The 14514-nt window shown below is 35.4% G+C and carries 12 protein-coding genes; 4 read left to right on the forward strand and 8 right to left on the reverse strand.

The features are described from left to right. The first annotated feature begins 5 nt into the window (after positions 1-5). The 3 genes from buk (at position 6) to ILYOP_RS03770 (ending at position 5206) form a co-directional block, all read left to right on the forward strand. The gene (gene buk, locus ILYOP_RS03760) at positions 6-1064 is read left to right on the forward strand and encodes a butyrate kinase (protein WP_013387192.1); all 1059 of its coding nucleotides are present in this window, start codon (positions 6-8) and stop codon (positions 1062-1064) included. 949 nt (positions 1065-2013) lie between these two features. After that, entirely contained in the window at positions 2014-3816 is a 1803-nt protein-coding gene (gene lepA / locus ILYOP_RS03765) for a translation elongation factor 4 (protein ID WP_013387193.1), read from the forward strand. 172 nt (positions 3817-3988) lie between these two features. Then, positions 3989-5206: a BaiN/RdsA family NAD(P)/FAD-dependent oxidoreductase gene (locus tag ILYOP_RS03770; RefSeq protein ID WP_013387194.1), complete on the forward strand. Its 1218-nt coding sequence runs from the start codon at positions 3989-3991 to the stop codon at positions 5204-5206. 47 nt (positions 5207-5253) lie between these two features. Here the strand turns inward: ILYOP_RS03770 and ILYOP_RS03775 are convergent, their stop codons facing one another. The 5 genes from ILYOP_RS03775 to ILYOP_RS03795 all read right to left on the reverse strand — a co-directional run bounded on the left by ILYOP_RS03775 (position 5254) and on the right by ILYOP_RS03795 (position 11031). Beyond that, positions 5254-7119 (reverse strand): PTS fructose transporter subunit IIABC, encoded by a 1866-nt coding sequence (locus ILYOP_RS03775; RefSeq protein WP_013387195.1) that lies wholly within the window; start codon positions 7117-7119, stop codon positions 5254-5256. 12 nt (positions 7120-7131) lie between these two features. Beyond that, complete coding sequence (gene pfkB / locus ILYOP_RS03780; RefSeq protein ID WP_013387196.1) at positions 7132-8046, reverse strand: 1-phosphofructokinase; 915 nt, start codon at positions 8044-8046, stop codon at positions 7132-7134. A gap of 1 nt (position 8047) precedes the next feature. Beyond that, the gene (locus ILYOP_RS03785) at positions 8048-8782 is read right to left on the reverse strand and encodes a DeoR/GlpR family DNA-binding transcription regulator (protein ID WP_013387197.1); all 735 of its coding nucleotides are present in this window, start codon (positions 8780-8782) and stop codon (positions 8048-8050) included. A 173-nt stretch (positions 8783-8955) separates the two neighbouring features. Beyond that, a complete protein-coding gene (gene ptsP, locus ILYOP_RS03790; protein ID WP_013387198.1) occupies positions 8956-10677 on the reverse strand; it encodes a phosphoenolpyruvate--protein phosphotransferase in 1722 nt (573 codons plus the stop codon). Positions 10678-10767: 90 nt separating this feature from the next. Continuing rightward, positions 10768-11031, reverse strand: coding sequence for an HPr family phosphocarrier protein (locus ILYOP_RS03795; RefSeq protein WP_013387199.1), 264 nt, complete (start codon positions 11029-11031; stop codon positions 10768-10770). A gap of 386 nt (positions 11032-11417) precedes the next feature. On the opposite strand from ILYOP_RS03795, the gene ILYOP_RS03800 reads away from it, so the two are divergent. Next, positions 11418-12434: an alpha-hydroxy-acid oxidizing protein gene (locus ILYOP_RS03800; RefSeq protein ID WP_013387200.1), complete on the forward strand. Its 1017-nt coding sequence runs from the start codon at positions 11418-11420 to the stop codon at positions 12432-12434. Positions 12435-12459: 25 nt separating this feature from the next. Here ILYOP_RS03800 and ILYOP_RS03805 read toward each other — a convergent pair whose 3' ends face one another. The 3 genes from ILYOP_RS03805 to fabV form a co-directional block, all read right to left on the reverse strand. Next, the gene (locus ILYOP_RS03805; protein ID WP_013387201.1) at positions 12460-12735 is read right to left on the reverse strand and encodes a hypothetical protein; all 276 of its coding nucleotides are present in this window, start codon (positions 12733-12735) and stop codon (positions 12460-12462) included. Between the two features lie 5 nt (positions 12736-12740). Continuing rightward, positions 12741-13148: a PPC domain-containing DNA-binding protein gene (locus ILYOP_RS03810; RefSeq protein WP_041921121.1), complete on the reverse strand. Its 408-nt coding sequence runs from the start codon at positions 13146-13148 to the stop codon at positions 12741-12743. A 134-nt stretch (positions 13149-13282) separates the two neighbouring features. Next, positions 13283-14479, reverse strand: a complete 1197-nt coding sequence (fabV, locus tag ILYOP_RS03815; RefSeq protein WP_013387203.1) for an enoyl-ACP reductase FabV — start codon at positions 14477-14479, stop codon at positions 13283-13285. Positions 14480-14514: the final 35 nt, after the last annotated feature.

The following is a 14514-nucleotide window of genomic DNA, read 5'->3' on the forward strand; positions in this document are numbered from 1 at the left end:
AAGATATGGGGAAATATATACTGGCTATAAATCCCGGTTCAACTTCGACAAAGGTAGCAGTGTATAAAGATAAAAAAAATTTATTGGAAAAAAATATTGAACATTCATCAAAAGAGTTGTCTAAGTTTGAAAAAATTACAGATCAATATGAGATGAGATATAAAGAGATCGAAAAGATGCTGTGTGAAAATAATTTCCAGTTAGATATTTTTTCTGCAATTGTTGCCAGAGGCGGACCAGTTTCTGTTTTAGAACCTGGTGCATACAGAATAAATGAGGCCATGGTGGAAAAGCTGATGAATAATCCCTTGGTGGACCATGCATCAAATTTGGGGGGAGTAATAGCTTTTAAACTGGCTGAACCACAAAATATACCGGCATTTATCTATGACGCAGTTTCAACAGATCAGATGACAGATATTGCGAGGATTTCCGGCATGAAGGATATAAGCAGAAAAAGCCTTGTCCATGCTCTGAACATGAGGGCGGTAGGAATGAAATGTGCCGAAAATATGGATAAAAATTATGATGATGTGAATCTTATAATTGCTCATCTAGGTGGAGGGATAACCATTGCTGTTCATGAAAAGGGAAGGATGACTGACCTTGTATCAGATGACGAAGGTCCTTTTTCTCCTGAAAGGGCAGGGAGAATCCCGGGAAAGGACTTGGTCGCTATGTGTTATTTATATGATAAGGATGAGATGGAAAAAAAGCTCAGAGGAAAAGGGGGACTGATCTCTTATCTGGGAACCATAAGCACTCTTGAAGTGGAAAAAAGAATAAAAAATGGTGACGAATATGCAAAACTTATCTATGAAGCAATGGCATATCAGGTTTCTAAAGGAATATGTGAGCTTACTGCTGTTGTAAAGGGAAAGGTAGACAGGATTATAATCACAGGAGGGATTGCATATTCTGATTTGATAACTTCCTGGATCAAAGAAAGGGTAGAATGGGTAGCCCCTGTTGAGATATTTCCCGGGGAAAAGGAACTAGAAGCATTAGCTTACGGTGCCTTAAGAGTCATAAAAGGTGAAGAAAGGGCTCGTGAATTCAAATAATATAAGTTGTATTTTTTTTCAAATTAAAGTATTGACTTTATCCAAAAGCTGTGTTACTTTCTTTGCTTGCCCAAAGAAAGTAACCAAAGAAAAGGCACCCCTAAAAAATCCCTAAAATCCCTTCTGAACTAACTTTCTATTGAAATACATTCGGTAAACCTCCTTATTTCAATGAAAGTGGATTTCACAAGATGATTTCTCAACGGTATTTTTTAAAGGGGAATTTAAAATCTTTAAATAATTTTTTTAAATCTTTTGAAATTCTTTCGGCCATTGATAAAATAAGCGTTAAGAATGACTGAAAGAAATCTCTAGAAAAAATCAACTGTTTGAGCGTAGCGAGTAGCCAAAAAATAACGAGTTATACGAGTATATTTTCTGGTTCTCAGAAACTTGCTTTCTGAGTATCATTACTTTACTTAGATTTCCGAAGGCATTTAGCTTATTTTTCACAGGCCTTGATTTTTGGTTATGCCCTGACCGAAGGGAGGAAATGCCCTTGGGGTGCTTTTCATCAAGGAAAAGTAACGGAACTTTGGATAAAGTCAGTAATTTATCAAAATTTTTTTCAAATGGATATTAGAATTAAAAAATAGATAAGAATCAAAAAAGGAACCCGAAGGTTCCTTTTTTGGGGTAAAAACTTATGGCAAAGTCTTTTTAGTTTAAAATGGGGAATTAAAAACTGCGGCTAAGACATATCATTGCCATATTCATAACTGGTAATAATAGTATAAACCAACACATATCAAAAATCAACACTTATTTCAAAATTAAGCCTTTTAAATCTGAAAAAGAACTAATAATTTATTAAATTGAAAATTCTCATCAAAAAAGAAGAGTATTTTTGATTTTAGTAAAGGGTTGAAGCTTTACTTTTATTTGCATTTTTTCATAGTTTCCTTTATAATATGGTGTGAAAATTTAGATTTTGATAGGAGGACTTAAGGTGTTACAAAAGTTTAAGAGGAATTTCTCGATAATTGCACATATAGATCATGGTAAGTCTACAATAGCTGACAGATTGCTACAAGTAACCGGAACTGTATCAGAACGTGATATGAAGGCTCAGGTTTTAGATTCTATGGATCTTGAGAGAGAAAAGGGAATCACTATCAAGGCTCAGGCTGTTACTCTTTATTATGATGCAAAAGATGGAAATAGATATGAATTAAATCTAATAGATACTCCGGGGCACGTAGATTTCATTTATGAAGTTTCAAGATCCCTTGCGGCATGTGAAGGGGCAATTCTAGTTGTTGATGCTGCCCAGGGAGTAGAGGCTCAGACTCTTGCCAATGTTTATCTGGCTCTTGAAAATGACCTAGAGGTAGTACCTGTAATAAATAAAATAGATCTTCCTGCAGCTGACGTGGATAAAGTAAAAAATGAGATAGAGGATGTTATAGGTTTACCTGCTGACGATGCTGTTCTTACTTCTGCAAAGGCGGGAATTGGTATAGAGGAGCTTTTAGAAGCGATAATAGAGAGAATACCTGCTCCTGAACATCAAGAGGAAGGACCCTTAAAGGCTCTTATCTTTGATTCACATTTTGATGACTATAGAGGTGTAATCACCTATGTGAGAGTACTTGACGGTTGTATCAAAAAAGGTGATAAAATAAAAATCTGGTCAACTGGAAAAGAATTGGAAATACTAGAATGTGGAGTTTTCTCACCTGTTATGAAATCTACAGGTGAACTAAGCTCAGGTTCAGTAGGATATATAATTACAGGGGTAAAAACAATACAGGATACTCAAGTGGGAGATACTATTACCCATGCCAAGAAACCTTGTGCAGAACCTCTACAGGGCTATAGACCTGCCCAGTCGATGGTTTATGCAGGATTGTATCCTATATCAACAGATGATTATTCTGATTTAAGGGATGCCCTTGAAAAACTTCAGCTAAATGATGCTTCTCTTTCCTTTGTACCGGAAACTTCACTGGCTCTAGGATTTGGTTTCAGATGTGGATTCTTAGGATTACTTCATATGGAGATTATAGTAGAGAGACTGAGAAGAGAGTATAACATAGATCTTATATCTACATCTCCGTCAGTTGAATACAGGGTTCATATGGAAAACGGAAGTTCATATACCATTGATAACCCTTGCGAATTTCCAGAGGCAGGAAGCGGTAAAAAAGCTGTAGAAGAGCCTTTTATAAAAGGAAACATCCTTGTTCCAAAAGATTATGTAGGTAACGTAATGGAACTTTGCCAGGAGAAAAGAGGAGTTTTTATCGATATGAATTATATCGACGAAAACAGAGCCATGATAACCTACGAACTGCCTTTGGCAGAAATAGTAATAGATTTTTACGATAAGTTAAAATCTAGAACAAGAGGTTATGCATCTTTTGAATATGAGATGATAGGATATAAAGAATCTAAACTTGTAAAAGTGGACATACTGGTATCAGGTAACCCGGTAGATGCCTTTTCATTCATATCCCATGCAGATCACGCATCTTCTAGAGGAAGGGCGATATGTGAAAAACTAAAAGAAATTATTCCTAGACAGCAGTTTGAGATACCTATACAGGCAGCACTAGGGGCAAAGATTATAGCTAGAGAAACTATCAGAGCATTTAGAAAAAATGTAACTGCAAAATGTTATGGTGGAGATATCACAAGAAAGAAAAAACTCTTAGAAAAACAAAAAGAGGGTAAAAAGAGAATGAAGCAAATAGGAAATGTTGAAATTCCTCAGGAAGCCTTTGTATCTGTCTTAAAATTAAACGACTAAATATAAATAAATTTTATCAGGCTCACGTCTTTTCAAATAAAAGGCTTGAGCCTGATTTTCTTTTGATAACCCGTTGGAAAATTAAATTTGTCCCAGGAAAAACTATAATATTGAATTTTTTTGGTTAAAAGGGTATAATTTTGTTTGAATATTTTATAAGCGGAGGCTAAAGTTGAAAATATATGATTTAATTGTAATAGGTGGAGGTCCGGCTGGGATTTTTTCCGCCATATACGCTGCAAAGAAAAATATGAGTGTGGCCATTATTGAGAAAAAAAATAATATAGGTAAAAAAATACTCGTGGCAGGTTCTGGAAAATGTAATGTAACACATCAGGGTGAAATTAACTATTTTTTAAATAGATACGGCGACCACGGGAAATTTTTAAAAAATGCCTTATACAATTATAAGCCAGAAGATTTAATTGATTTTATAGAATCAAAGGGACTGAAGATGCAGGCTCTGGAAAATGGTAAAATATTTCCTGAAACCATGAGATCTACAGATGTTCTGAATCTTTTGATTAAAGAGCTGAAAAAATTAAAGGTGGATATTTTTACTAATAATTCGGTGATTTCATCAGAGAAAAAAAGTGAGACTTTTAAAATTGAAACTGATAAAGAGATGTTTTCTGGAAAAAATTTACTTATATCTACAGGAGGGAAGTCATACCCGGCAACGGGATCAGAGGGAGATGGCTACAAGTTAGCTCAGATGTTTGGGCACAGTATAGAGGCTCCTAGACCTGCCTTAACAACTGTATATGTAAATGATTACCCATATGCAGATCTTTCAGGTGTATCTTTTCAAAAGGTAAAAATAGAACTTTACAGGGAAAATAAGAAGGTTAAGGAGCATTGCGGAGACGTACTTTTCACCCATAGTAACCTGAGTGGACCTGGAATTATTGATTTTTCACGATATTTTCTAAAGGGGGATACTCTTTTTATTAACTTTACAGGAAAAGAACTGGAAGATATCTCAGAGGAGATTATAGAGGCTTCTAAAACAAATGGCAAGCAAAGTATAAAAAGATTTTTTTCTAGGTATAATATTCCTGAGAGATTTTTGAAAAAGTTATTTAAGATGCATGATATTGATGAAAATGTAAAACTCGGGGAACTTTCTAAAGCAGATAGAGTTCTTCTAACAAAGAAACTGTCAAAACATGAATTCTTAATATCTAGACTTGGTAATTTTGATGTGGCTATGGCTACAGCAGGAGGGGTCTCACTAAAAGAGGTGAATCAGAAAACTATGGAGTCAAAACTTGTAAAAAAGCTCTATTTTGCAGGGGAACTTCTTGATATTGATGGAGACACAGGAGGATTTAACATACAGGCTGCGTGTTCTACGGGAGTTTTAGCTGCAAAAAGTGTAAAAGTATAATAAAAGCCGTGGTAATGACCACGGCTTTTATAGTTAAATCACTAATGTTATTTCTCTAAAGGTTTCTTGAGAGTACCGATAAGAAGTGCCGCTAGTGAAGAACCGGCTATAATGGCAACTAAATACATCGCTGCATTTTTTACAAGAGGGATAACAAATAAACCTCCGTGAGGAGCAGGTAATTCACAACCAAACATCATCGCTAATCCACCTGCTACAGCCGAACCTAATATGCACGCCGGGATAACTCTTCCAGGATCTGCAGCGGCAAAAGGAATTGCCCCTTCAGTTATGAATGAAGCACCCATGATGTAATTTGTGAGTCCAGATTCCCTCTCTTGAAGAGAGAACTTATTTTTAAAGAATGTAGTTGCCAGTGCAATGGCTATAGGGGGAACCATTCCTCCTGCCATAACAGCAGCATGAGGAGCGAGGTTTCCAGATTCGATGGCGGCTATACCAAATGTAAATGCTGCTTTGTTTACAGGTCCGCCCATATCTACAGCCATCATTCCACCAAGGACTATTCCCATAAGAACAAGGTTTCCTGTACCCATATTAGTCAGGAAGTTTGCCATAGCTGCATTAATAGAAACTACAGGTATCAATATAATTTTCATAGCAAGTCCAGTAAAGAGAAGTCCTAAAATAGGGAAAATAAGGACAGGTTTTAAGCCTTCTAATGTTTGTGGCATTCCACTTGTAGCTTTTTTTACTGCACGAACTATATATCCACCTATGAAACCGGCAATTAGACCACCTAAGAAACCTCCACCTTGGTTGGCAGCCATAAAACCACCGACCATAGCAGGCATGAATCCAGGTCTGTCAGCTATAGACATACCGATAAATCCTGCAAGGATAGGTATCATAAGAGCAAAAGCTCCTCCCCCACCGACATCCATAAGGAATTTTGCTATAGGACTAAATGTAGGATCATTTGGATCAAATGCCTTTATTCCAAACATAAAGGATATGGCAATCAGGATTCCACCAGCAACAACGAAAGGAAGCATGTTAGAAACTCCGTTCATAAGGTGTTTATAGAAACCTTTTCTTTCACCAGACGAAGAGCTGTTGCTTTTTTCACCTGATGCCTTGTACACAGGAGCTTCTTTATTTAAAGCTTTTTTTATAAGACCTTCAGGGTCTCTTATACCCTCTTTTACAGGAACTTCTAGAAGAAATTTTCCATCAAATCGATCCATTTCTACTTTTTTGTCAGCTGCAATAATTATAGCCGCTGCATTGTCTATCTCTTCTTTAGTCAGAGGATTTTTTATACCAGTTGATCCGTTAGTCTCAACTTTTATATTTATTCCCATCTCTTGGGCTTTCTTCTTGAGGGAATCAGCAGCCATGTATGTGTGTGCAATTCCCGTAGGGCAGGCAGTTACTGCCAGTAAAAATCCTTTTTCCTCTGAATCCATTACATTGTTTTCTTCTGAACTTTCTTCTTCTGAATCTTTTTTGGAAATTATTGATACTACCTCTTCTTTTGTTTCAGCTTTTAACAAGGCTTCTCTGAAATCATCATCAAGAAGTGAAGTGGTTAATTTTGTAAGAGTTTCTATATGAGAATCACTAGCTCCTTCTGATGCAGCTATCATGAAAAATAACTGAGAAGGTTCACCGTCAAGAGCATCATAATCTACTCCTGATCTGTGAAGACCAAAGGCAAGAGCAGGTGTTTTAACTGCCGCCACTTTTGCATGGGGAATAGCTATTCCTTCTTCGAGTCCTGTAGAGGACTGGGATTCTCTTTTTAATATTGCTTCTCGATAGGCATTTTTATCAGATAATTTTCCGGATTTATCTAGAGCCTCTATAAGTTCGTCAATAACAGCTTCTTTTGTATCGCCCTTTAGATCCATAACCATGGTATTTTTTTCTAATAAATCTAAAATTTTCATTTTTTCACCTCACTAGTTTATTTTTTCTATTTTTATCTCATTTATTAAATTTTCTACTTCTGAAAGAGTGCATAAATTTTTTGAAAAGGCTGAAGCACTTCCAGCTGCTATCCCTCTGCTAAAACAATCCCCTATACTTAAGCCCTCTGCTATCCCGGCAGTAAATCCTCCCACCATGGAGTCCCCGGCACCTACAGAATTTATAACTACTCCCTTTGGGACATTCCCAAAGTAAACTGCATCTTCAGTAATAAGGAAGGCACCGTCACCAGCCATGGAGATAGCCACATTTTTTGCCCCCATTTTCTGGAGTTTTTGTCCGTACTCTATTAGCTCATTTTTATTTTGTATTTTTACATCAAAAAGTTCTTCGAGCTCATGGTGATTTGGTTTTATTAAATATGGTTTTGCTTTAACTGCAGATTCCAAAGCTTTACCCTTTGTATCCAGTATTACTTTTACGCCTTCTGGGAGAGCTGCCAGGATTTTCTCATAGATATCACTTTCAAAAGACAAAGGAACACTTCCTGCCATTACTAGGATATCGCCTTTTTCCAGTTTTTCTAGCTGTTTAAAAAGCTCTTCTTTTTTATCCTCGCCTATTTTAGGGGAATTCCCGTTTATCTCAGTTTCTACATTTTTGTTTTTCATTTTTACGTTTATACGGGTATCCTCTTTTAACTGTATAAAATCACATTTTATATCTTTTTTCAGAAGTTCTTTGTGTATAAAATCTCCTGTAAATCCTCCTAAAAATCCAAGGGCGACAGACTCGTGCCCCAAGTTTTTTAAAACTTGGCTAACGTTTATTCCTTTTCCGCCTGGAAGTTTGTGTTCACTTTCACTTAAGTTTACTTTTCCCTCCTGAAAGGATTTTAATTGGATTATATAATCTAAAGATGGGTTGAGAGTAAGGGTATATATCATACTAACACTCCTTTATTTTAGTTTTTTTTCGATACTCCTCTGGGGGAAGCTTATCTGTTATTATTGTACATTCTTTTAGTTGGGCAAATGAAACGAAAGAGGTCTTTCCGAATTTATTGAAGTCAGCTAAGATATAAGATTTCTGAGATTGTTTTATTACCTCTCTTTTTATCTCTGCTTCTTCTATATCTGGTGTTGTATAACCAGTCTTTAAGGTTATTCCGTTGACCCCTATAAAACATTTGTTGAAGTTGTATTTTCTCAGGGATTCGACGGTTTCTACTCCTACGAGAGCCCCTGTATTATTTTTTATTTTTCCACCTGTTAGATAAGCTCTTATATTGTATTTCATGAGCTCAGGTATATGGGTGACACCATTTGTTACCACAGTGACATTTTTACCATGGAGGTATTTTATGATTCTTTCTGTGGTTGTTCCTGCATCGATAAAGATGCATTCACCATCTAAAACGATTTTAGAAGCAGATTCACCTATTTTATCCTTCTCAAATTTATTTTGTATATTTTTAGTGTCGAAATCAGCTTCATAAGAATTTTCAGGTAAGGTAGCTCCACCGTGGACTCTTTTAAGAAGTCCGTTTTTTTCTAAATAACTTAAATCACGTCTGATCGTTGATTCTGAAATATTTAAAGTGTCAACGATCTCTTTCATTTTTACAATCTCTTTATTTTTTAAAAGATTTAATATTATGTCATACCTTTCTTGACTTAACATTTTATCAACTCCTCATTTAAAATATACACTAACTTCTAAAAAAAATCAACCAAAATAATTCAAAAACAATCAAAAATAGTCATCAAAAATACATAAAGCTTCAAAAAAAAGCACAAATACTTGAAGTGAAATTAAAAAATCCTCCCTTTTCAGGGAGGAAAAATTGATTAAAATTATTTATTTGAAATAAACTCTTCGAGAACCATTTTTATCTCTTCAGCAGTACCCATATCCAAAAGTTTTTCAACTAAAGATTCGCATTCTTTTTTATTTAATTTCATAATGTTTTTCTTTACTCTAGGTATAGAAATGGCAGACATTGAAAATGCATCTAGTCCCATTCCTAATAAAACTGGAGTAGCTTTTTCATCTCCGGCAAATTCACCACACATAGATATTGTGATACCCTCTTCATGAGCTCCGTCAATAGCCATTTTTATCGCCTGAAGTACAGCAGGATTAAATGGATCATACAGATGTGCAATATTTTCATTTCCTCTGTCTACAGCAAGAGTATACTGAGTGAGGTCATTTGTACCGATAGAGAAGAAATCAACCTCTCTTGCAAAATGTTTAGCTCTCATGGCAACGGCAGGAGTTTCTACCATTATACCGAACTGAATATCTTCGTCAAATTTTATTCCTTCTTCTCTTAATTCTGTCTTACACTCTTCTAAAATAACTTTTGCTTGTCTCACTTCAACAAGAGAGATTATCATAGGAAGCATGATTTTAACATATCCAAAAGCAGATGCTCTGAGAAGTGCTCTAAACTGAGTTTTTAATATATCTTTTCTGTCTAGACATACTCTTAGTGCTCTCCATCCTAAAAATGGATTTTCTTCTTTTGGAAGATCCATATAGCTAAGAGCCTTATCTCCGCCAATATCCATAGTTCTGATTGTTACAGGCTTACCTTCAAGTGATTCTACAACAGTTTTATATGCTTCAAACTGTTCATCCTCAGTAGGAAATCTATCGTTATTCATGAAAAGAAATTCAGTTCTGTAAAGTCCGATTCCTTCGGCACCATTTCTGTGCAGTCCTGCTACATCATTTGGACTTCCTATATTTCCCCACATATTGGCTTTTACACCGTCAATAGAAACGGCCTCTTTATCTATAAGCATTTTAAGTTCTTCTTTTTCAGCTATAAAAGCTTCTCTTTTCTTTTCGTATTGAGAGATCTCCTCATCATAAGGATGGATTATTATATCTCCTGTAGTGGCATCTACTATGATAGTCTCTCCGCCTTCTACATGACTACATACATCTCCAGTTCCTACAACGGCAGGGATTTCTAATGATCTGGCCATGATAGATGAGTGAGCTGTTCTTCCACCTATCTCTGTAACAAATGCTAGGACATTTTCAAGGTCAATCTGAGCAGTGTCAGAAGGGGTAAGGTCTTTGGCTATGATAACTGTATTAGGCTCTAGTGAACTAAGGTCTCCTATATCATGTCCCAATAAATTGTGCAGCCATCTGTTACCTATATCTCTCAAATCTGCAGCTCTTTCTCTAAGGTACTCGTCTTCAAGGTTTCCGAGCATTTCACAATAAGATTCTATCCCACGTGACAAAGCATTCTCTGCAGAGATTTCCTCATCTTCTATAAGTTCTACAACTTCGTCAAATAGATCCTCATCTTCTAAAAGAGTAATATGACCATCAAAAATAGCTGCCTTGTCTTCTCCTAATTTAACAGCAGTCTTTTTTCTTATCTCAGTAAGCTGTTCTTTTGATTTGTCTCTAGAAGTGATTAGTCTTTCTTTTTCTTTTTCTGTATCCTCTATATCTCCAGTATTGATCACTAGCTCTATTTCTTTATGAAGGTATACCTTACCTATCGCAACTCCCGGGGAAGCATCTATTCCTTTGATAAATTTTCTCATCTGTAAATTCTCCTTCTTCATCAAGTTATCAGCGATATTATCTAAAAATTAGAAGGTACATAGTACCCTCTAATTTTAATTGTCTATTAATTAGTCTCTTAAGTTTGCTAAAAGAGTTGCTAGTTTTTCAACAGCTTCATCAGCGTCTGATCCTTCAGCGTGAACAGTTATTTTAGCTCCTTTTTTTATACCAAGAGAAAGAACTTTTAGAAGAGATGTTGCCTTTACAACTTTACCAGCTTCATTTTCAACCTCTACCTTTGAATCGAAAGTTTTTGCCATAGTTACGAATTCATTACCAGGTCTTGTATGTAAACCAGTTTCATTTTTAATCTCCACCGTTCTGCTTACCATTTTAAAAATCACTCTCCTTTTAAAATTATTTTATAATATTTTTAAGTGTAAAATTAAATTTTTAACTAAGTCGAAGCCTGGATAAAAAATTTAGCTTCTTAATATTATAGTTAAATATTTAAATGTTGCAAAAATTAATCACAACGCTAATTTAACACTACATCATAGAGTAAAATTTGTCAACGTATTTTTTTTGAACAGGTGCGCTTCATTAGGACACAATTAAGCTCAAAACTATAAATTTACTATGTATATTAAAGGTATTTTTTATTATTTTTTTTTGTTATTTGACATAATTTATTATGTGAGATAGACTTTTTTTAAGGATATGTTTTTAATTTTGGAAAATTTTTAACAGTGTTTCAACATTAATTTAGGGAGGTTATATGGAACTAAGAGAAGTAAGATCAAACGCTAGAGGGAAGATGAAGGGGTTTTGTAATTTATGTACCGAGTGCAACGGGGTTTGGTGTGCTGGTCAAGTTCCGGGAATGGGAGGAGCAGGAACAGGAGAATCTTTCAAGAGAAGCTTTGAAAAATTGAAGAATATAAAATTGTCCATGAAAACTCTTCACAGTGCAACAAATCCGAACACTTCTTTTTCTATTTTTGGTGAAAAATTATCCATTCCTGTTATAACAGCTCCTATCACAGGAACAAAATTTAACATGGGTGGAAGTGTAACTGATGAAGAATATATAAATGATGTTGTATTTGGGTCTATAGATGCAGGAACAATAGCCATGATAGGAGATACCGGGGATTCGAGCTGCTATGTACATGGTATAGAGGCCCTGAAAAAATCAAAAGGAAAAGGAATAGCCATAATAAAACCCAGAGAAAATAGTGAGATTATCTACAGAATAAAAATGGCAGAAGAAGCAGGTGCTTTGGCTGTAGGTGTTGATATAGATGGAGCTGGACTTGTGACAATGAAACTTTTCGGTCAGCCTGTAGGCCCTAAAACTCCGGAAGAGTTAAAAGAGCTTATTGAATCTACAGAGCTTCCTTTTATAGTAAAGGGTGTTCTTTCAGTGGAAGAAGCTAAGATTTGTGTAAAGGCAGGAGCTTCAGCAATAGTAGTTTCAAACCACGGAGGGCGAGTCTTAAACCATACTCTGGCTCCATGTGAAGTTTTAAAAGATATAGTCAAAGCTGTAGGAGATGATATTATAGTTCTTGCTGACGGAAATGTCAGAGAGGGAGCTGATGTCATAAAGTACATAGCATTAGGTGCTAAAGGAGTTCTTATAGGAAGACCGGTGATATGGGGATCTATAGGGGGTAGACAGGAAGGTGTAAAAACTATACTGGAAACTATAAAATCTCAGCTTTATCAGGGAATGATTCTGACAGGTTCACATAGTATAGAGGCTATAGATAAAGACAAAATAATATTATAAAAAAAGCTGTGGCTTCGGCCACAGCTTAAATACTTAATTGGGATAATTCTATATCTTCAGGAAATATTTTCTGAAGTGCATCTAAAATTTCTATGTTTTTTTCATTTCTCTCATTATAAATTTTTAATTCATCTTCATAAACATATTTTTCATAGGTCAGTCGGTATTTTTCTAACTCCTCTTTTTCCAGTAAAATCTCTTTTTTAAATTTATCCTTAAGTGCTTTTAATTTTCTTTTAGATATTTTTTCACACATATACATTTCTATATCATGTTTTGTGACATGTCTTTTACTAGACATAATGCTCACTCCCCTTTTGTTATCTCGATTTCTTTGTATCCTGTTTTTTTGTCAAAATTCCTCTTAAAAGAATACTGGCTGAACTCCCCTATAACAAGTTCACATGTTGTATTTATTATATTTCCTTCAACTAGGTGTCCTCCAAAGACATTCCCTTTCACATCACTGTAAGAGATATGAAGATGGTTTCCGTCTGGAGAAAGGGTGCCGTTGATAGATATAATCTCTAACCTTTCTTCTAATTCTCTTATACTTTTTCCATCTGCCAGTCTTATTCTTCCATTTATAACGCAACCTACAGAGGATAGTACCACTCCTGCCTGGATACTTTTTTCTGCCAAATAATTAGTTATGAAATTTTTTATATCATCTCCCTTATTTAATCTGACGCAGTGTATTTTTATACTTTCCACCTCCCCTATAGAAATCAATTTTTAAAAGTCCAATAGTAAATATACCATACTTTTTTTATTATCCTTTTGTTATTTTAAAAAAATATTAGAAAAAAATAAAAAAAGTCCCAGTAGGGACTTTTTTTAGAAAATAATTAAGGTTTAAGTTTTGACAGTTCTTCTAGATCGACATCTTCTTCGTAATTGACTCCTTCAACCTTAAAGCCGTTTAATTTTAAAAATTCAGTCTTATATTTATCAAAATCTGTAAGTTCTTTAAAATTGTTTTCTGTAACTTTTTTATAGATCTCTAGAACCTCTTCTTGCACATCGTCTCTAAGCTCCCAAGAATCCGGTCTCATTCTTTTTTCAGAATCAAATTCTGGTTTATCTCCGTAAACCATGTCTGCAAAGAGTCGGTGAGTGTGCTCAATGGCATTTTCTTCGATACCTTTTTCCTCCATGACTCTCATAAGTGCAGAGGCATACAATGGAAATATAGGTATATAGGCGCTGGCCTTTGTTACGATTGCCTTGTTTACAGCTACATAGGCCTCTCCTGATTTTTCATCTTTTAAAACTTCATCAAGGTCACGTGCAGTTTTTTCAAGATGTTCTTTGGCAGAACCGATAGTTCCATGTCTATAAATTCCCTCCATTACAGCAGGGCCTATATAGGAGTAAGCCATGGTTTTAAATCCTTCAGAGACAACATTTGCTTCTATAAGGGCCTTTACCCATAGCTCCCAGTCTTCTCCTCCCATTACTTTTACGGTATTGGTAAGGTCCTCTTCTGTGGCAGGAGATAGAGTTACCTCTTCCATACTTTCTTTTTCCACATTAAAAGTAAATCCAGTGAGTGACTCCCCCTGAGGTCTGAGATTTGACTTATAGATTTTGTTTGTGTCAGGATCAGTTCTCATACCAGAGGCCAGAGAATAAACCAGAAGGTCTATCTTTCCTCCGAATTCCTCTTTTATATATTTTATTACTTCTTCTTTCATGTTGTGGGAAAAAGCATCACCGAGGATATTTTTTGCAATAAGACCTTTTTTCTCTGCTTCTTCTCTAAACCAGATATTACTGTACCATCCGGCACTTCCTACTTTTCTCTTTGAACCCTCTCTTTCGAAGGAAACCCCTATAGTATCGGAATCTGAACCTCCGAAAGCCAAAGATATCCTTGTGGCCAGTCCGTATCCTGATGAGGCACCGATTATCAGTACTTTTTTGGCACCCTTGTATTTTTTAGAATTTTCCACATATTTTATCTGATTTAAAACTTCCTCTTTACATCCTACAGGATGGCAGTTAAGTGCAAGACTTCCCTTGATTTTAGGCTTTATAACCATTTATTTTATCCTCCGATTTTAGAATTTACCAGGTA

It is taken from the genome of Ilyobacter polytropus DSM 2926 (assembly GCF_000165505.1).
GTDB classification, from domain to species: Bacteria; Fusobacteriota; Fusobacteriia; order Fusobacteriales; family Fusobacteriaceae; genus Ilyobacter; species Ilyobacter polytropus.